General features: G+C 45.1%; 15 protein-coding genes. 12 read left to right on the forward strand and 3 right to left on the reverse strand.

What is annotated here, in order from left to right:
• Window positions 1-57 precede the first annotated feature (57 nt).
• Window positions 58-2058, reverse strand: coding sequence for an NAD-dependent DNA ligase LigA (gene ligA, locus ACLWOR_RS07315; RefSeq protein ID WP_413940045.1), 2001 nt, complete (start codon window positions 2056-2058; stop codon window positions 58-60).
• A gap of 119 nt (window positions 2059-2177) precedes the next feature.
• Between ligA and gatC the strand changes: the two genes are divergently transcribed.
• The 6 genes from gatC to ACLWOR_RS07345 all read left to right on the forward strand — a co-directional run bounded on the left by gatC (window position 2178) and on the right by ACLWOR_RS07345 (window position 8187).
• Complete coding sequence (gatC, locus tag ACLWOR_RS07320; protein WP_413940046.1) at window positions 2178-2462, forward strand: Asp-tRNA(Asn)/Glu-tRNA(Gln) amidotransferase subunit GatC; 285 nt, start codon at window positions 2178-2180, stop codon at window positions 2460-2462.
• A gap of 1 nt (window position 2463) precedes the next feature.
• Window positions 2464-3939, forward strand: a complete 1476-nt coding sequence (gatA, locus tag ACLWOR_RS07325; protein WP_413940047.1) for an Asp-tRNA(Asn)/Glu-tRNA(Gln) amidotransferase subunit GatA — start codon at window positions 2464-2466, stop codon at window positions 3937-3939.
• Window positions 3929-5362: an Asp-tRNA(Asn)/Glu-tRNA(Gln) amidotransferase subunit GatB gene (gatB, locus tag ACLWOR_RS07330; protein WP_413940048.1), complete on the forward strand. Its 1434-nt coding sequence runs from the start codon at window positions 3929-3931 to the stop codon at window positions 5360-5362. The genes gatA and gatB overlap by 11 nt, the downstream gene beginning before the upstream one ends.
• Before the next feature lies 1 nt (window position 5363).
• Complete coding sequence (locus ACLWOR_RS07335) at window positions 5364-6275, forward strand: Ppx/GppA family phosphatase (protein ID WP_413940049.1); 912 nt, start codon at window positions 5364-5366, stop codon at window positions 6273-6275.
• Window positions 6241-6711: a DUF192 domain-containing protein gene (locus tag ACLWOR_RS07340; protein WP_413940050.1), complete on the forward strand. Its 471-nt coding sequence runs from the start codon at window positions 6241-6243 to the stop codon at window positions 6709-6711. The genes ACLWOR_RS07335 and ACLWOR_RS07340 overlap by 35 nt, the downstream gene beginning before the upstream one ends.
• 105 nt (window positions 6712-6816) lie before the next feature.
• The gene (locus ACLWOR_RS07345; RefSeq protein ID WP_413940051.1) at window positions 6817-8187 is read left to right on the forward strand and encodes a LysM peptidoglycan-binding domain-containing protein; all 1371 of its coding nucleotides are present in this window, start codon (window positions 6817-6819) and stop codon (window positions 8185-8187) included.
• 133 nt (window positions 8188-8320) lie between these two features.
• Here the strand turns inward: ACLWOR_RS07345 and ACLWOR_RS07350 are convergent, their stop codons facing one another.
• Window positions 8321-8689 carry a PilZ domain-containing protein gene (locus ACLWOR_RS07350; protein ID WP_413940052.1) on the reverse strand — a complete coding sequence of 123 codons (369 nt, stop codon included), beginning with the start codon at window positions 8687-8689 and terminating at the stop codon, window positions 8321-8323.
• 369 nt (window positions 8690-9058) lie between these two features.
• Here ACLWOR_RS07350 and rho point away from each other — a divergent pair, with 369 nt between their 5' ends.
• From rho to murA, 5 genes are all read left to right on the forward strand, one after another.
• Window positions 9059-10810 carry a transcription termination factor Rho gene (gene rho / locus ACLWOR_RS07355; RefSeq protein ID WP_413940053.1) on the forward strand — a complete coding sequence of 584 codons (1752 nt, stop codon included), beginning with the start codon at window positions 9059-9061 and terminating at the stop codon, window positions 10808-10810.
• Window positions 10811-11051: 241 nt separating this feature from the next.
• Window positions 11052-11297 (forward strand): type B 50S ribosomal protein L31, encoded by a 246-nt coding sequence (locus tag ACLWOR_RS07360; protein WP_413940054.1) that lies wholly within the window; start codon window positions 11052-11054, stop codon window positions 11295-11297.
• Between the two features lie 114 nt (window positions 11298-11411).
• Window positions 11412-12491, forward strand: a complete 1080-nt coding sequence (gene prfA / locus ACLWOR_RS07365) for a peptide chain release factor 1 (RefSeq protein WP_413940055.1) — start codon at window positions 11412-11414, stop codon at window positions 12489-12491.
• The gene (gene prmC / locus ACLWOR_RS07370) at window positions 12488-13369 is read left to right on the forward strand and encodes a peptide chain release factor N(5)-glutamine methyltransferase (RefSeq protein ID WP_413940056.1); all 882 of its coding nucleotides are present in this window, start codon (window positions 12488-12490) and stop codon (window positions 13367-13369) included. Before prfA ends, prmC begins: the two co-directional genes overlap by 4 nt.
• A complete protein-coding gene (gene murA / locus ACLWOR_RS07375; protein ID WP_413940057.1) occupies window positions 13362-14615 on the forward strand; it encodes a UDP-N-acetylglucosamine 1-carboxyvinyltransferase in 1254 nt (417 codons plus the stop codon). Before prmC ends, murA begins: the two co-directional genes overlap by 8 nt.
• A gap of 187 nt (window positions 14616-14802) precedes the next feature.
• On the opposite strand, the gene ACLWOR_RS07380 is transcribed toward murA, so the two are convergent.
• Window positions 14803-15228 carry a hypothetical protein gene (locus ACLWOR_RS07380; RefSeq protein WP_413940058.1) on the reverse strand — a complete coding sequence of 142 codons (426 nt, stop codon included), beginning with the start codon at window positions 15226-15228 and terminating at the stop codon, window positions 14803-14805.
• A 237-nt stretch (window positions 15229-15465) separates the two neighbouring features.
• Here ACLWOR_RS07380 and ACLWOR_RS07385 point away from each other — a divergent pair, with 237 nt between their 5' ends.
• Window positions 15466-18357: a tetratricopeptide repeat protein gene (locus tag ACLWOR_RS07385; protein WP_413940059.1), complete on the forward strand. Its 2892-nt coding sequence runs from the start codon at window positions 15466-15468 to the stop codon at window positions 18355-18357.
• Window positions 18358-18383 lie beyond the last annotated feature (26 nt).

An 18383-nucleotide genomic window follows, 5' to 3' on the forward strand; every position in this document is an offset into this window, starting at 1 on the left:
ATATTTAAACCCACAGAGAAATCTGTGGGTTTTTTATTGGAAAGTGCATGATCAAAATTAGCCGATCAATTTTTGCAATTCTTCCCAAGAAATAATAGTCACCCCAAGGCTCTGTGCTTTTTCCACTTTAGAACCTGGATCGTCACCGACAACGAGGTAATTTAACTTCGCAGAGACAGATCCCAAAATCTTGCCGCCATTTTTTTCGATCAAATCTTTAGCATCATCGCGCTTCACGGGAAGAGTGCCAGTAATCAAAAAACTTTTTCCTGATAGCGAACCTTCTTGCGCACGCGCAGGGCCTGAAATGGTAACGCCAAGCTTAAGCATGTCGTGGACTTCTTGAACCAAGATAGGATTTGAGATCCAGTCACGGATGGTTTTAAGAACCTTTGGACCAATCTCAGGAACCTGCAAAAGGTCTTCATCAGTGGCTTGTAAGAATCTTTCAATAGTGCCGAAATGATCAGCCAAGTGTTTTGCAGTTTGTTCGCCAACGAACCGAATTCCAAGCGCGAAAATAAATCGCCCCAGTCCTGGCTTTTTACTATTCTCGATACTCTTAATAACGTTCTCTGCCGATTTTTCACCCTGACGATCAAGAGAAAGAATATCTTCCTTCTTCAAACGATAAAAGTCTGAAAAACTTTTAAGCAGTTTATGATCGACCAAAGTTTCTATCAGACGATCTCCGACTTTATCGATATTCATTGCTCGACGAGCAACAAAATGTTTGAGCGACTCTTTCACCATGGCGATGCAAAGCGGGTTCACACAACGAGTGACGACCTCGCCTTCGACTTTCACAACAGGGGAACCACAGGCTGGACACTCAGAAGGAATTAAGAATGCTTTGCTATTTTTAGGCCGCTTCTCCATTACAACGGAAACGACTTCGGGGATAACGTCGCCTGCACGTTGAATGATCACGGTATCACCAATACGCACATCTTTGCGGTTGATTTCATCTTGGTTGTGCAAAGTTGCGTTTGTGACGGTGACACCGCCAACTTTTACCGGCTTCATTATAGCGACAGGCGTGAGCGCTCCGGTACGACCTACTTGTACGTGAATATTTTCAATCAGAGTTTCGGCTTGTTGTGGTTTAAATTTCGCAGCAGTGGCCCAACGGGGACTTCTTGCGACAAGACCCAAATCATCTTGAGTGTGCAGAGAATTTACTTTGATTACGATACCATCAATATCAAAGGGTAAGCTCGGACGAAGTTTTTCAACGCGATGATAATATTCAACAACCTCTTCCGGACCTTTACAGATAGCGACCAACTCTTTATCCATATTGATGGCGGTTGGGATTCCATGTTCGGCAAAATATTCTTCAATCTCGTATTGCGTGGTGAAAGTCAGACCTTCGGTAGCCCCTAGAGCATATCCCAAAAAACGTAACGGTCTGCTTGCAGCGATGCGCGGATCCAACTGACGAACCGTACCGGCTGCGGCATTGCGAGGATTTGCGAAAGTTTGCTGACCATTTTCTTGTTGTGTTTCGTTGAGCTTTGCAAAGTCTTGCTTGAATATCAGAACTTCACCACGAACCTCTAAAAGAGAAGGAGGTTTCTTCATCCCCAATTTCAATGGGATGCTACGAATAGTTTTAATATTGTGGGTGACGTCTTCTCCAACCGTACCATCTCCGCGAGTTAGAGCACGAGTGAATTGACCGTTTTCATAAATCAATTCCATTGAAAGGCCGTCAAACTTAAGCTCACAAAGATACTCAATTTGTTTGTCGGTTTTTAAAAACTTGCGCACGCGTTCGTCAAAATCGAAAATATCTTCTGGCGAATAACTGTTGGCCAACGAAAGCATCGGCAGTCGATGCGGGGCCTTTTCAAAAATATCAAGAGGCTTTCCGCCCACTCGCTGAGATGGAGAGTCGGAAAGATCTAAACTCTTATCGGCCTTTTCAAGTTCCACAAGTTCCGCATAGAGTTTGTCATAGTCGTAATCTTCAATCTCCGGACGATCCAGGACGTAGTAGTTATAATCGTGCTTAGCGATGATTTTTTTGAGCTCTTCGTGACGCTTTTTCGACATATCGGGCACTTTACCACCACGGAAGGTCCAGTCACGTAGAAAATGCGCTTCCGAGCAGTGACGAGGCAACCCAAAATTTGTTATTTTAAGAAGATCAGTTCCCGAGCGAGGAGACCCCCGTGATTGACAAAAAAACTATCGAGCATATTGCCAAACTTGCCCGCCTGCAAATCACTGAACAAGAGGCGCAAGAGTACAGCCTACAATTGGCAAAAGCCCTCAATCATTTTGAGCAAATATCCAAGGTCAATACGGAAGGTGTCGAGCCCCTTATCACACCCACTGAAATTGAAAGTTTTTGGCGCGAAGACGAAGCGCTAAATGAATTCACGGCGGAAGAAATGACAGGCAACGCTCCTGATAAAGCCGGAAACCTTTTCAAAGTCCCTCCGGTGGTAGGTTGATATGGATTTAACGTTAAGCTCTATTTCAGAAATTGCGGAAGCTGTTCAATCAAAAAAAGTCAGCGCGAAAGAAGTCACCGCTCACTTTCAAAATCGAATCGAGTCCTTAGATGGAAAGCTTAACTCCTTCACCGCAAAAAACGAAAATGCGCTAAGGGAAGCCGAAGCGCTTGATGTCCGCATTGCGAAGGGTGAAAGCGTGGGCGCGCTTGCTGGTGTTCCTTTTGGAATCAAAGAAATGCTTTGCACCAAAGGTCTACCCACAACCGCAGCTTCTAAGATTTTAGAAAACTTTGTTCCTCCGTATGACGCAACTGTTGTCGATCGTCTTAAAAAGGCAGGCGTCATCGTTTTAGGAAAGTTAAATCAAGATGAATTCGCAATGGGTTCTTCAAACGAGACTTCGCATTTTGGTCCTGTGAAAAATCCGTGGAATACAGATTGTGTTCCAGGGGGCTCTTCTGGTGGATCGGCAGCTGCGCAAGCAGCTCGTTTGGTTGCGGGAACAATTGGAACCGACACGGGCGGCTCTATTCGCCAGCCCGCAAGTTTTTGCGGTGTGGTTGGAGTAAAACCCACCTACGGTCGCGTGAGCCGTTACGGAATTATCGCCTATGCATCTTCGTTAGATCAGGCGGGTCCTTTTGCTAACAATGTGAAAGATGCAGCCCTGACGATGGAAGTAATTTCCGGATTTGACCCACACGACTCTACCACAACCCAGAGAAATGTTCCTGCATGGAGCAAAAATCTTTCCGCAAACATCAAAGGAATGAAGATTGGTGTCATGAAGGAATTTATGACGTCAGGTCTTCTCGATTCTGATGTGCAAAAGACTGTGGAGAACTCGATTCAAGCCTTGAAAAGCATGGGAGCTGAAATCGTCGAGGTTTCAATTCCAAAAGCAGAGTTCGCAGTTCCAGTTTATTATCTCGTAGCTGCAAGTGAAGCATCTTCGAACCTGTCGAGATATGATGGCGTGAAATACGGTTATCGTTCGGAATTTAAAAATCTTGCGGCAGTCGATCTTGAAGAGTTTTATGGAAAAACTCGCGGTGAGGGTTTTGGTAAAGAAGTTAAGCGAAGAATCATGCTAGGAACTTACTGTCTTTCCAGCGGATACTTTGACGCTTACTACGCAAAGGCCGGACAGGTTCGTCGTCTCATCATGAACGAATACCTTGATGCTTTTAAAAAATGCGATGTGATTTTAAGTCCGGTGACCGTGAGCCCTGCTTTCAAAATCGGTGAACGCATTTCCGATCCTTTGCAAATGTATCTGAATGATATCTTTACGACCTCGACAAATCTTGCCGGCCTTCCGGGAATGAGTTTGCCTTTTGGTTTATCCCAGACAGGGCTGCCGATCGGTGTTCAACTCACAGCTTCTCATTTTGAAGAACAAAAAATGCTCAACGTGGCGTTTGCTTTGGAAGGTGCTTCACCAGTGAAAGGAAAACTTCCCCATGTCTTCTAGAGGATATGAAGCCGTCATTGGTATTGAAATCCACGTGCAGCTCAGCACGAAGAGTAAAATTTTTTCTAACGACGCGACAACTTTCGATGCCGGTGACAATGAGAATACTTCGCCAGTGAGCGTGGGAATGCCAGGCTCGTTGCCCGTTCTTAATAAAAAAGCTGTCGAATATTCTATTAAAACAGGTCTCGCGTTGGGATGTGATATTCGTCGCAAATCCGTGTTTGCGCGTAAAAACTATTTCTATCCCGATTTACCTAAGGGTTATCAGATTTCACAATACGACCAGCCCATCTGCGAAAACGGTTCCGTCACTTTCAAAATTGAGGGTGTCGAGAAAACAATCCGCATTGCGCGCGCCCATATGGAAGAAGACGCTGGAAAATCAAATCACTCCGGCGACTGCACGCTTGTGAATTACAATCGCGCGGGCATTCCTCTGTTAGAGATTGTCACTGGGCCTGATTTAAGATCAGCAGCAGAAGCAGCTGAATATGCCCGCACAATTCGCCAGATCGTTCGTTATCTCGACGTCTGCGATGGAAACTTAGAGGAAGGCTCCATGCGCTGTGATTGTAACATCTCTGTGCGCAAAACTGGTGCCACCCAGTTTGGCACACGGGTTGAAATTAAGAACATTAATTCATTCCGCTTTGTGGAAAAAGCCCTGGAATACGAGATTGAAAGACAGATTGATGCTGTCGAGCGCGGAGAAAAAATCGTTCAAGAAACACGTCTTTGGGATCCAGACAAAAACCGCACCTTTACGATGAGAACCAAAGAAGACGCTCAAGATTATAGGTATTTTGCAGATCCTGATCTTCTCCCCGTGATTGTAACGGATGCAATGATCGAAAGAATTCGCAAAGATCTTCCAGAGCTTCCGTCACTTCGGGCAAAACGTTTTCAAGAAGAACAAGGTTTGCCAGAATCAGATGCATTAGTTCTGACGACGGAAAAGGATCTGGCGGATTTTTACGAAGAGACTGCAAAGGCCGCCAACAACTTTAAAGCCTCGGCAAACTGGATTATGACGGAACTTTTGCGCGAATTGAATTCCGCAAATAAAAACATCAAGGACTCTCCGATTCATCCAGCACAGTTGGGAAAGATGATTTCCCTCATTGATAAAGGTACGATCTCTGGAAAAATTGCGAAAACAGTTTTTCAAGAAATGTGGACATCGGGAAAAGATCCGGAAGTAGTCATTAAAGAAAAAGGTTTGGTACAGGTTTCAGACCCGGCAGCCATTGAAAAGATCATTGACGAGGTGCTCGCTGCCAACGCGCAGATCGTTGACGATCATCGCAGCGGCAAGAAGAAAAATCTTTTTGGATTCTTTGTTGGCGCAGTGATGAAAGCCTCAAAAGGCCAAGCGAATCCGGATATCGTAAATAAAATTTTACAAGAGAAGTTAAAGTAATATGAAAGTAGCGGCGCTTGATCTCGGAACCAACACCTTTCTGTGTCTGATCGCGGAAGGTGATAAAAATGGAATTACAAAAGTTCACAAAGACCTCGTCCAAGTAGTGCGCTTGGGCCAAGGTGTCGACAAAACTGGAGAGTTTCATCCCGATGCTCTGATCCGCGCGCGCGCGTGTCTGGCGGAATTTAAAAAAGAAATGGATGCACAAAAGGTTGATAAAATCTTAGCAATGGCGACCTCAGCCGCACGTGATGCTAAAAATGGAAAAGAACTTTTCAAAATTGGCGAAGACCTCGGTATTCCAATTGAGATCATTCCCGGGGAAGACGAAGCTCGTATCACTTATCAAGGTGGAACTGTCGGCCTTGAAGGGAAAGACAAAGTATCCCTTATTGTTGATGTCGGAGGCGGTTCAACAGAACTCATCGTTGGCAAAGCCAATCAGATTCTTTTTGCTGAGAGTTTAAATATTGGAGCCGTTCGTTTGACGGAAAGATTTGTCACTGTCCAACCAATCCCCGCCAAAGAACAAGAAGGTGTCACGCAGTTTGCTAGCTCCGAACTTGATAAAGTTTTAGGGGAAATCCGCAAACACAAAGTCGAGAGAATTATTGCGGTTGCTGGAACACCGACTGCGATCGTAGCTGTCGAAGTCGGTGGATTTGATGAAAAGAAAGTAGATGGCTATTTCTTATCGAAAGAAAGATTGCAGTTTTGGGTAAAAGAGTTCGCTCAAACTTCTGTCGAGGAAAAGAAGACGAAGTACCAACTTGGCGGTCGCGCCGATATTATTTTTGCCGGAGCCTCTATATTATTAGCTGTCCTAGATAAACTTAGTATGAACGGAATGTACGTTTCGACTAAAGGAGTTCGTTATGGAGTTGCACTTGAAATGCTTCAAACACCTTAGAATTTTTCTGACCTTGGTCCTGGTGTTTGTTGGAATACATGCTTCAGCGGCAAAGCCGTTTTCAAAAGTGAAAATTACACTTGGAGATAAAAAGCTTGAAGTGGAGCTGGCTGAAACTGCGGATCAACACGCACGCGGGCTTATGTTCAGAGAAAAGCTGGGAGAAAATGATGGCATGTTATTTATTTTTCCCGGCGAAGAGACACGATTTTTCTGGATGAAGAATACACTTATCGACCTTTCGATTGGTTATTTCGACGCATCCGGGACTTTGATCGATGTTCAAGAAATGAAATCTGGCAAAGGCGTTTCGAATGACATGCTTTTGGCTTCTTACCCAAGTGCGAAACCTGCAAAGTACGCACTTGAAATGAACAAGGGTTGGTTCGACAAAAACAAGGTCAAGCTTGGAACTAAACTAAAAGTCCACCATTAGTCCAGGCAGGCCTTTAGTGATTGCAAGCCTTCTATCTTGTGCATTAAATTGTTAATAACGTTTATTGAAACAGTATGTTTCATAGCATCACTCAAGGATGAACACATGATGAAAAAACTCGTTGTACTACTAGCGTGCTTTGGAGCTTTACACCTCTCCTCATGCACTTCCAACGATTCTAAATCTGACGCTGACGTCACCTCTGACTTTGATTCAGCTGATCTTGAAAAACTAGATGGCGAGGAGTCTCTCGACACAGCTGCAACTGACAGCTCTCTTGGAAGCGACTCTCTTCCTGAAGATGCACTTGGCGAAACATCAACATCCACAACGACAGTTGAAACAACAGTGACCAGCGAAGCTCCAGCTCCTGAGGCTGCACCTGAAGTTGCCACTTCTGAATCGCTTCCAGCAGATCCATTTGCTGAGTCAGTTGAATCTACTCCTCCACCTTCGACGGATTCTTCAACTGCGATGGCAGAATCTTCATTGCCACCTGAACCTGCAATGACAGAAAGTACAACCACGGAAACTTCAACTTCAACGACGACATACGTAGACGAAACTGAAAAACCAAAAAAGAAATCTCTTCCACCACTTCAAAAGGTTGCAACGGCTCCTTGGAAAGTTGGCAAGGTTTGGTACAACACAGTTTACTTTGCTAGACCAGGTGACAGCCTTTCTAGCATCAGCAAAATGATCTACGGTAAAAACAAAAGTGCCGAAATCAAAAAAGGAAACGTTACTCTTCAATCTCGTGGTGTAAAACCGGGCGACAAAGTTTATTATAATTCGCCGATTCGTCCAGACGATTCAGGTCGCATGCTCACTTACTATGAAGACAACGGTATTGCTCCCGAAACTTACATAGCTAAAGAAGGCGATGATATCAAAAAAGTTTCAAAAGAACTTCTTGGTTACAAAGACGCATGGAAAGAAGTTTGGTCAAGCAACTCGGTAGATTCTAAAAATTCTATCGCAGCAGGAACTGAACTTCGTTACTGGAAAGGTGGCCCAATCGCCGCAGGTCCAGCCGCTCCTCCATCATTGCCAGCTGAACCGCACCAAGAAATTGCAGCGGCTCCAACTGAAATGGCTCCTCCTCCAATGGAACAAATGCCTCCAGCGGGTGACATCCCACCTCCGCCAACTTCAGCGGATATGGAAATGCCACCACCACCGCCTCCTGGAGATATGCCACAGGAAATGGCTCCGCCTCCGCCGCCACCAGATATGGCTCAAGAGATGGCGCCACCTCCTCCGCCTCCACCACCAGTTGAAGCTGTGAATCCTCCAGCTCCAGCACATGACGTGGCGGCTGACGAAGGTGCGGCACCGGGAATGGATAATGACACAACATTGGCTCTAGCAGTTGTAGGTTTGGCAGCAGCAGGTCTTGCAATCTTGATCGTGATGAGAAAGAAACGCAGACAAAGAGAACTTGAACAGCAAATCGATAACACTCACGTTGGCTAAAAAAACCGAAAGAATAGCAGGGATGCTATTCTTTCGCGCCAGCCCCGGAGGGGTTTTAGGCAGGAGCCTAAAAACAAAAAGCTCTGTGGCAGAACCGCAGAGCTTTTTTCTTCTTAATTAGAATCTTCTAAAATTATCCGACCTTCTTAAGAATTGTATCCATAATCGAGCGACGACCCGAACGATCATTCTCTACGAAATAGATAAGGTCATCGACGATTTGAACGTCTCGGTTGTTTTGTGGCATGAATTTTACGCCAACACCAGCCGAGTTCGCCCAAATAACATGAGCGGCAACCTTTCGTTCTCTGCCGGCAACGACAAAGATCAGGTTGAGTTTTTCATTTGCGCGCACGTTTCCGCCGCTGAATTCTAAAAAGGCTCCCGTGATGCTGATATTTTTAAGCGTGCCTTTAGTTTCCTCGCGCGCATAGTTACGCTTGAACGAAACCTCTAGATTGAGAGGGGTTCGCGGTGCCGGAACTTTCAAAGTATCCTCCACGGTAGACTCCTTATTGCTTAAATAGACCTTATTTTAATCGGAATTACTTACGGAAAGTTAATAGGGAGAGAGACTTATTTTTTGTTAATTTCAGCCAATTTAAACAAAACTGGCCTTTTTAAATATGCTTACTAACTTATTGAAATTTCTTTTGAAAATTTGAACCATTAAAGGTGTTTTATAATGAAACAATAATTTAAGTGATCCAAACTGATGCCCTCGGAACAGGAACCGATCTCGAATTTAGGCATTTCCTTTTTCCCATTGACAAAGATCCAGGCCTTTAGGACAGTGAGGGCATCCCAGCCGCGGATATTCTTTAATTTTTCTTACCTTATTCTTTTTATATTCCCTACAAGGAGAAATTGTTTGTCTGAACCCAAAGATCAACAAGGCACAGAAGTAGTAAAAAAACGTTCACCACGCGCAAAAGCTTCTGAAGAAAGTGCCCCAAAAGCCGAAGCAGCTCCTGCTGAAAGTGCTCCCGCACCATCCGCTGAACCTGCTGCTTCTGAACCCGCGGCTACCGCATCTGCTGAAGGCGCATCAGCCCCAAGCGAAACTCCTCGCCAAGAACAACAACACCGCCCTCAACACCAGCAACGTCGTGAATTCCGTCCGAACAATCGTGACAACCGCGATCGTGGCGACCGAGATAACAGAGACAGAGGCGATAGAGACAATCGCGGCGACCGTGACCGTGGTGGCCACAGACATAACAACAATCAACGTCGCGACTTCCGCGACAACCGCCGTAACCAAGAAGAAGCCTACCCAACTGATGAATCAGCAGTAGGAACTCCACCAGCACAAACTCAAGAAGTGGACTTGGCAGATATTCAATTAACAGATGAAGAGAAAACTTGGCTTTCATCTAAAGACTTGAAATCAAAAAACATCACGCAGCTCACGGAGCTTGCAACAAAATTGAAAATTGAAAATGCGGCCGGTCTTCGCCGTCAGGACATGATTTTCGAAATTTTGAAACGTGCAGCGAAACTTGGACAAGACATCTATGGTTCTGGCGTTCTTGAAATCTTGCCGGATGGTTACGGTTTCTTGCGTTCTCCAGATTACAACTACCTTCCGGGTCCGGATGATATCTACGTTTCCCCTTCTCAAATCCGTCGTTTCGGCTTGAGAACAGGTGATACTGTTACTGGAACTGTTCGTCCTCCAAAAGAAGGCGAAAGATATTTTGCACTTTTGAAAGTTGATTCATTGAATTTTGAAACAACTGAAAAAGGTAAAGACAAAATCCTATTCGACAACTTAACGCCGCTTTACCCAAATCAACGTTTGAAGTTGGAACACAACCCAGGCGATTACACGACTCGCGTTGTGGACTTGATGGCGCCACTTGGAAAAGGTCAACGTGCCTTGATCGTTGCTCCGCCAAGAACAGGTAAAACAGTTTTGATGCAACAAATTGCAAATGCAATTACAGCAAATCACCCTGAAGTGAAGTTGATCGTTCTTTTGATCGATGAACGTCCGGAAGAGGTGACTGACATGCAACGTACTGTAAAAGGCGAAGTTGTTTCATCGACATTCGATGAGCCACCAACTCGCCACGTTCAAGTTGCAGAAATGGTTATCGAAAAAGCAAAACGCTTGGTTGAACACAAACACGACGTTGTGATCTTGCTCGATTCAATCACTCGCTTGGCCCGCGCATACAACACGGTTGTTCCTCCTTCAGGAAAAATCTTGTCTGGTGGTGTGGATTCAAATGCCCTTCACAAACCAAAACGTTTCTTCGGTGCTGCTCGTAACATTGAAGAGGGTGGATCTTTGACAATCATCGCAACAGCGTTGATCGACACTGGTTCTCGTATGGATGAGGTGATCTTCGAGGAATTTAAAGGTACAGGTAACGCCGAGATCCACTTGGATCGTAAGCTTATGGAAAAACGTATCTTCCCTTGCATGGACATCAACAAATCCGGCACTCGTAAAGAAGATCTTTTGATCGACAAAGGTGATTTGAACCGCTTGTGGATCTTGAGAAAAGTTTTGGCGCCAATGAACGTCATCGACGCGATGGAATTCTTGTTGGATAAAGTGGGTAACACGAAATCCAATACTGACTTCTTGAAGGCGATGTCAGGCCCAGGCTAAGGCTAGTTTCACGAGCCTAGAAATTAGAGCTTAGAACATTAGAAATTGGGGGGACTGAGAAGGTCCTCCTTTTTATTTAAGTATGCGTAAATGCGAGGGTTTTACTGAACTGTGTGTGCTAGAATGAGGTCTTTCTGGTGCTAAAAAAAGCAGCGATTTGTGCTTGATGGGTCCTACACCTTGTGTTAAACCCTTACAGCTTAAGACCATATAAGTTTGAATTTTTAAAAGGAATCAGGTCATGAAAGAAAAACTTCACCCACAAGTTCGTCAGGTTGTTTTCAAAGACATCTCTTGCGATTTCGCGTTTTTGACAACTTCTACTTTGAGCTCTGCTGAAACTATCAAATGGGAAGACGGTAAAGAATATCCTTTGATCAAAGTTGAGATCTCTTCTGAGTCTCACCCTTTCTTCACTGGTAAACAACGTGTTCTTGATACTGAAGGTCGTATCGACCGTTTCAAAAAGAAATACGGCAAAAAGTAAATTGCGGACCTCCGTACGGAGGATTTCCTTGCATGAAATGCGGTTCAATTCTCGAACCGCATTTTCATTTCTGAGACACACCCTGAATTAGCAATTGATCTAGGAGCTATCGCCATGTTCTCAAAGCTTGATGCAGTTGAATCTCGTTATGAAGAGGTTAATCTTTCTCTTCAAAGACCGGACATTGCTTCAAACCAAACGCAATATCGCGCTTTGATGAAGGAACTGGCTGAACTAGAAAAGATTGTAGTTCTTTATCGTGATTTCAAAAAGAAAACAGAAAATCTCAAAGCCAGCAAAGAGCTTTATACTTCTGAAACAGATCCTGAAATGCGTGAGCTTCTTAAAGAAGAAGTGAAGGAACTGGAAGCCGCTTTGCCAGAGCTTGAGCAGCAAATCAAAATTGCTCTCATCCCGAAAGATCCAAACGACGACAAGAATATTATCTTGGAGATTCGTGCAGGCGCTGGTGGTGACGAGGCATCTTTGTTTGCTGATGAACTTTTCCGTGGTTACGTTCACTACGCTTCAACTCAAGGTTGGAAAGTCGAAATGCTTTCTTTCTCTGAAGGAAACGTGGGCGGAGCAAAAGAGATCATCGCCAGCGTTACAGGCGACTCTGTCTTTAGTAAATTGAAATACGAATCAGGTGTTCACCGCGTTCAGCGTGTTCCTAAAACGGAAGCTGCTGGTCGTATTCACACGTCAACAGTGACGGTGGCCGTGATCCCTGAAGTAGAAATGAAAGAAGTGAACATTCCGATGTCTGACGTGCGTATTGAAACAATGCGCTCTCAAGGTTCGGGTGGTCAGTCCGTCAATAGAACGGAATCGGCAGTTCGTGTTGTGCATTTGCCAACGGGTATCGACGTAAAGTGCCAAGAGGGTAAATCACAATCTGCCAACCGTGAACGTGCTTTCCAAATCCTTTACGCAAAACTTCAAGCGATTGAAGACGAAAGAGCACGCAAAGAAGCTTCAGATGTTCGTTTGGACCAAATCGGAACAGGCGATCGTTCTGAGCGTATTCGTACTTATAACTTCCCGCAAACGCGTATCACCGATCACCGTATCGGCTTGACGATCCATCAGCTGGACCAAGTCATGAGTGGCTCATTTGAGTTGCTGATTGATCCGCTCGTTGCTAACTTTCAAGCAGAGGCACTTAAAAAACAAACCTCTGCAAACCAATGAAGCTAAAAGAAGTACTCGACAAAACCACTGCCTTTTTCCGAGAAAAGAAAATAGACACGCCTCGTTTGGATGCGGAACTGCTTTTGTCCCATGGACTGAAGCTCGATCGCATTCAGCTTTATCTAAAATTCGATCAGCCGTTGTCTGATGCGGAACTGGCGACTTGTCGTGAATTGGTTCGCCGCAGATCTCAAGGTGAACCCGTGGCTTATATTGTGGGCTACAAAGATTTCTTTGGGGAACGCTTTGAAGTGAACTCTCACACACTGATTCCTCGTCCCGAGACTGAGCATCTGATCGAAGAGGCGATGAAATGGGAAAAAGACTCTGAAAAACCTCTGCATATTTTGGATTTGGGCTGTGGCAGTGGTTGTGTAGGACTGACTTTATTAAAAAAGTTTCCGCACGCCCGTCTCGTGACAGTGGATATTTCTGCGGAAGCACTTGAGGTTGCCAAACGAAATGCGGAATCCTTAGGAGTCCGTGAGCGTGTGTTCTTTGTGAACGAGGATGCAGGTAATTTTCAAAATGTAATGGCATCTTACCAAGAATTCATGGGACAGGAAAAAATCGACATATTAGTCTCTAATCCTCCTTACATTGCTGAGGAGGACCCCCTGGTTGATAAAGACGTCAGAAAGTTTGAACCCCATACAGCACTCTTTGCGGCTGACAGTGGTTTAGCTCTTTTAAAACAGTGGTCGTCTTCATACTCTGAAAAGCTTTCTCGTCCCGGATTGCTTTTGATGGAGATGGGCATGAGCCAGGGTGCCGCTATGTTGGGACATTTGGAAAAACTTGGAAAGTTTAATGAAGTCCGTGTCATCAAAGACCTTTCGGGGCATGATAGGGTTCTTCGTGGAGTGATCAATGGATAAAATGGTAGTTGTGGGCAATGGCCCGTTAAAAGGTTCAGTCGCGACGAGTGGTGCAAAGAACGCCGCTCTTCCAATTCTTTTCTCAACATTGTTGGCTGAAGGTGAACACGTTTTTAGAAATGTTCCGAAGTTGAAGGACATTGAATCAACAGCGGAACTTCTTCAGAGCTTGGGTTGTGAAACTCGCTGGGACGGAGACGTTTTCCGCGTAAAGGTTTCGCGTCTTCAATCTTATGAAGCTTCTTACGATCTTGTTCGCAAAATGCGCGCAAGTTTTCTTTGCATGGGTCCGATGCTTGCGAAATACGGCGAAGCTGTTGTTTCACAACCGGGTGGTTGCGCAATTGGATCTCGTCCGATTGATTTGCACTTGGAAGGCTTCAAAGCTTTGGGTGCCGAGATCACGCAAAAAGAAGGTTACGTTCACGCGGCTACACCAAAGCTAAAGGGTTCTACATTCTTGTTTGAAACGGTGACTGTGGGTGGAACCGAAAACGTGATGATGGCAGCCACTCTTGCAAAGGGAAAAACCGTTCTTGAAAACGCGGCGAAAGAACCAGAGATCGTGGACCTTGCTGAGTACCTTAACAAAATGGGTGCGAAGATCACAGGTCACGGCACAAGTGTAATCACAATTGAAGGTGTTGAAAAACTCACTCCAGCTGAACACTCAATTATGCCAGATCGTATTGAAGCTGGAACCTTGTTGATTGCAGGTGCGATCACGAAAGGTCACGTGACTGTGACGAAGTGTGTGCCAGCTCACTTGGAAGCTTTGATCATTAAAATGCGCGATGCGGGTTTTAAAATCGAAACAACGAAAGACACAATGACCGTTTTCCCTTGTGAATCATGGAATGCGGTTGATATCACGACAGCACCACATCCACTCTTCCCGACGGATCTGCAAGCTCAGTACATGGCTTTGATGGCGGTTGCGAACGGAACAACAGTGATCACTGAAACAGTTTTTGAAAACCGTTTCATGCACGTTCAAGAGTTGATTCGTTTGGGATCTGACATCACTCCTAAAACTCGTGTTGCCGTTGTTCGCGGTCGTCCGAATGAACTGACAGGCGCACAAGTGATGGCAACAGATCTTCGTGCGAGTGCTTCATTGGTACTTGCTGGTCTTGTCGCAAAAGGCGAAACAGTAGTAAACCGTATTTATCACTTGGATCGCGGCTACGAAAAACTCGAAGACAAATTGTCGAGCCTAGGCGCAGTCATCAGAAGAATAGAATAGTTAAAAACTATATTTGAAATTAAGAACCTCTGCTGAGTAAGCAGGGGTTTTTTTATGTCTGAAATTTGCTAGTGGTAAATTTTGGGCAAAAAAAAGAGCCTGCCTATGAGGGGGGTGGCAGACTCTCTTAAGAGATAAAAGAATTGTCTCAGCCCACGGAGGGGATTGGGGCTGAGACACGCAATGATTAGAGGCTATTAACCTCACTGATGCCGAACACAAAGAAGACAATCGCTTTGTTCCCAGAACCGATGGAAGGGAGGGGGTCCACAACATCAAGTTCGAAATTGGGAGCAAGTTGATGCTCAAGTTCGATACCGCTAATCACAACTTTAGAACCAATAAACGGAGTAAGATCGATTTGTGATTTCAAATTCACAAAATTTTGCTGATCCATCACTAGAACTAGTGAGCCATCAGCCAAAGCTACGATCTCGCCTTCGTGTTGTTTGAAGTTATAGTTTTGAACATCTGAAGTGTTGATTACTTCACCTGTCATACCTACGTTTGGAAGAACTCCTGCGCGTGCAACCGCTGAGATTGCTAGGACGATCAAGATGTAAATCGCAATAAGAGCATTTCGAATCACTGCTGGTTTCTCCCATGACTTCAAAAACACTTTCTATATAAGCAACGACTGTGCCAATTTGAGACATTCGTAAAAATGCATTTAATTCGATTTGAGGCGCGCCCAACGGATGATCCCAACTCAATTCGGAACCATGGGTAATTCCATTCTGGGTCGGAGGTTCTATTCTGGAACCACAATACACCGACTAAAGCACAGACCTGGCGGTCGACACATACACAAGTAGTTCTTCAATAAAAAGCCCAATATAATCAATTGTCTATGTCGCGCATTCAGGTCACTTGGGTAGTTAAAACACGTTCTGGTCAGGTAAAGGGTCCTTACTCTACCGAGGCCATCTTGCGCATGATTGCCGAAGGTGTTTTTTCCGGCCAAGAAATGATCTCAAAACTTCCTGACGGACAGTGGACTCTGATTTCAAAAGAGCCGCATTTCTACGATAAACTTTTAGAAGCACTCGAAGGTGTTGTCGAAGTTGATCCGAAAAAAGCGCAGAAGATGGAAGCGGAAACGGTGATCATCCGTCCGCCAACTCCGCAACAACCAAAAGAACAAAAGCCGTCTCCGCCGACAAAAGATTCATTTGCGAATTTGCAAGTGGAACGTAAAGGTACAATGCCAGGAGGTGTGTACCCAAGTCCACCGCCGGCGTCGGTTCCACCAACGGTGACTTCTGTAGAGGAGAAAACCAAAGGCTCTGTCATTGAGCTTTCAAACTTAAAGAATCTGGAAAAAGGCGAATTGCTTAAAGCAGTGAAGCTTCCGGTTGTGGCGATTGCTTTGATTTTGATAATTGGTCTTTGGGTTGTTTTCAGTGGCGATTCCGATAGCGGAGAAAAAATCCACTTACTGGCCCCGGGGAAAGCGAGCTCCACGCTTTCTGATGCCGAAGTAAAAACCAAATTGAATGAAGCTTTGTTGGCGATTGAGCAAGATACTTTTGAATCTTATGTGCAGGCGCAGAACAAATTGGTTTCTATTATTGAAGGCTCACCGATGAATTTGGAAGTGCGCGGTCTCCTTTGTGTTGTCTACAAAGAGCTTTGGCCGTTCTCATTCCAAGATGCTCAAGATATTAAAACAATTTCTGCCGTAACTCAGGCGACGCGCACGCTGAATGTCGTCAGCCCATTTGGACAATTGTGTGAGTCTGTGAAACTCATGACGTCAGGTCGTTACAAAGAAGCCAAGGGTGCCATTGAGTCAGTTCTTGAGATGAGCGAGCCGTTCTCTCTCCTCCCCGTTTTGTATGATTTCAAAGCGGAATTGTTAGCGGGCGAAAAAGATTTGATGAATGCGGTTCCGTACTATGAAAAAGCATCGCAGCTCTGGGATCGTTGGTTGAATCCGCAAGTCGCAATGGCAAGAACCATGGCACAACAAGATAATTTTACGGATGCTGCCAATGTCTTACGTAAAGTCATCGCAGCAAATCCAAAACACAAAGAAGCTAAAATTCTTTTGGGTGTGATTGAGTTTAGAGGCTTTCGAAATGCCGAATCGGCATATGCAAATCTAAATGCAGCTCTGGAAACTCGTGGTCGCATCCCTCCTCTCGTAGAGGCGGAAGGGTATCATATCCTGGCCGAGATCCTGGTTTTGAGAAATGAAAAAGGCAAAGCCTTGTCAGCCGCACAAAAAGGTTTTGCACTGAACCCGAATAACAATGATCTGCGACAGTTGGTCGTACGTTTAGGCGGTTCGGATAAAATCAAAGGTGAAAAAGGAGCAAACAACGAGTTGCTCTATCTGGGAGACCAGTATGTTCGCCAAGGGGATTTCCTTGCTGCGCAAGCGGAATTCAAAGCGGCATTTGAAGTGGATCCTAAAAATGGAACAGCGGCATTAAAAGCTGCAAAAAGTTTGTGGCAACTGAACCAAAGCTTCGAAGCAATTGAATGGTTAAATAAAGCGATGAAGGCAGAGCCGAAATTGGTTTCCGCCTACGTGCTGCAAGCTGATTACATGTCTCAGCGCTATGACTTTACCAATGCGATGCAGGTTCTTACTAATGCCACAAGGATTGCACCTAACAACTATGAAGTTTTGCGCGGTCTTGCCCTGCTCGAGTTCCGTAAAAACAATATGGTGGGGGCTGTGAACTATGGCATGCGTGCGATTAAAGCCTATGATGGAGATATCGATACTTACATTTTGTTGTCGAAGGCCAATGGCTTTTTATCTCAGTCGATCATGCCGATAAATAAAAAAGAGATCGAACGAAAAGAAAATACAGCCAAAGATGCGATTCGCTATGCGACCAAAGCTGTGGAGATCGATGCTACCAATCCAGAGGCGCAGATTACTTACGCCAAAGTTTTAGCGCAAACCAATGGTGTGGATTCGGGAATTAGTTATCTCAATGAATTGATCAAGCGCTTTTCTTACACCGTTGATTACCGTGTGGCGCTGGCGGAAATTTACAAATCCGAGGACCGTTACAATCAATCTAAACAGATTTATCAAACAGTTGTGGAGATTGATCCGAAAAACAAAAAAGCTTGGCTGGGACTTGGGGAAAGTGAAAAGGCGTTGGGCCTTAACGAGAAAGCACTCAAAGCTTTCTTGAGTGCGGCGGTTTTGGATCCAACGGATGGAGATGCCTTGTTCCAAGCTGGGAAATTATATCTTGAAACCAGTCGTTATGATGAAGCCATTCAACAGTTTAAACGCGTGCAAAGGTTGAACCCCAACTACCCTCGAACTTTCTATTATATCGGGAAGTCGGCTTATGCGGCCGGGGATTTTGCAACAGCCCTTGAGGCGGCAAAACAAGAAAAGCGTCAGAACCCGAATATCGCAGATTCTTATATCCTGGCTGCTGAAGTTTATGCGGCGAAAAAACAATTCGGCGAATGTGCGGGCGAGTATGCTTACGCCATGAAGCTGCGTCCTCAAGGCGCGGATATTTATGTAAAGTCCGCCCAATGTTATCGCCAATCGGGATCCCTTGAAGTGGCAGAAGACATGTTGTCCTTGGCAGCGGCTCGAGAAAATGGATACGCTGAGATCTATCGCGAGCAAGGGGCGATATACGAAATGAAGGGAGATGGTCGGTCTGCGGCGCAGGCTTATAATAAATATCTTGGCCTCTCCCCAAATGCTCCGGATCGTGCTGAAATAGAAATGAAACTGCAACGGCTAGGCAATTAGGAAGATGCTGCAAGTGAGGGGAAGCC

It is taken from the genome of Bdellovibrio sp. HCB2-146 (assembly GCF_047345725.1).
Taxonomy (GTDB): domain Bacteria; phylum Bdellovibrionota; class Bdellovibrionia; order Bdellovibrionales; family Bdellovibrionaceae; genus Bdellovibrio.

What these genes read in the sequence shown, in the direction of transcription:
- prmC (WP_413940056.1), top strand. Translation starts at nt 12,488, where the DNA reads ATGAAGCTAAAAGAAGTACTCGACAAAACCACTGCCTTTTTCCGAGAA.
- ACLWOR_RS07360 (WP_413940054.1), top strand. Translation starts at nt 11,052, where the DNA reads ATGAAAGAAAAACTTCACCCACAAGTTCGTCAGGTTGTTTTCAAAGAC.
- ACLWOR_RS07385 (WP_413940059.1), top strand. Translation starts at nt 15,466, where the DNA reads ATGTCGCGCATTCAGGTCACTTGGGTAGTTAAAACACGTTCTGGTCAG.
- ACLWOR_RS07340 (WP_413940050.1), top strand. Translation starts at nt 6,241, where the DNA reads ATGGAGTTGCACTTGAAATGCTTCAAACACCTTAGAATTTTTCTGACC.
- ACLWOR_RS07335 (WP_413940049.1), top strand. Translation starts at nt 5,364, where the DNA reads ATGAAAGTAGCGGCGCTTGATCTCGGAACCAACACCTTTCTGTGTCTG.
- prfA (WP_413940055.1), top strand. Translation starts at nt 11,412, where the DNA reads ATGTTCTCAAAGCTTGATGCAGTTGAATCTCGTTATGAAGAGGTTAAT.
- ligA (WP_413940045.1), bottom strand. Translation starts at nt 2,058, where the DNA reads ATGTCGAAAAAGCGTCACGAAGAGCTCAAAAAAATCATCGCTAAGCAC.
- gatB (WP_413940048.1), top strand. Translation starts at nt 3,929, where the DNA reads ATGTCTTCTAGAGGATATGAAGCCGTCATTGGTATTGAAATCCACGTG.
- gatA (WP_413940047.1), top strand. Translation starts at nt 2,464, where the DNA reads ATGGATTTAACGTTAAGCTCTATTTCAGAAATTGCGGAAGCTGTTCAA.
- murA (WP_413940057.1), top strand. Translation starts at nt 13,362, where the DNA reads ATGGATAAAATGGTAGTTGTGGGCAATGGCCCGTTAAAAGGTTCAGTC.
- ACLWOR_RS07345 (WP_413940051.1), top strand. Translation starts at nt 6,817, where the DNA reads ATGATGAAAAAACTCGTTGTACTACTAGCGTGCTTTGGAGCTTTACAC.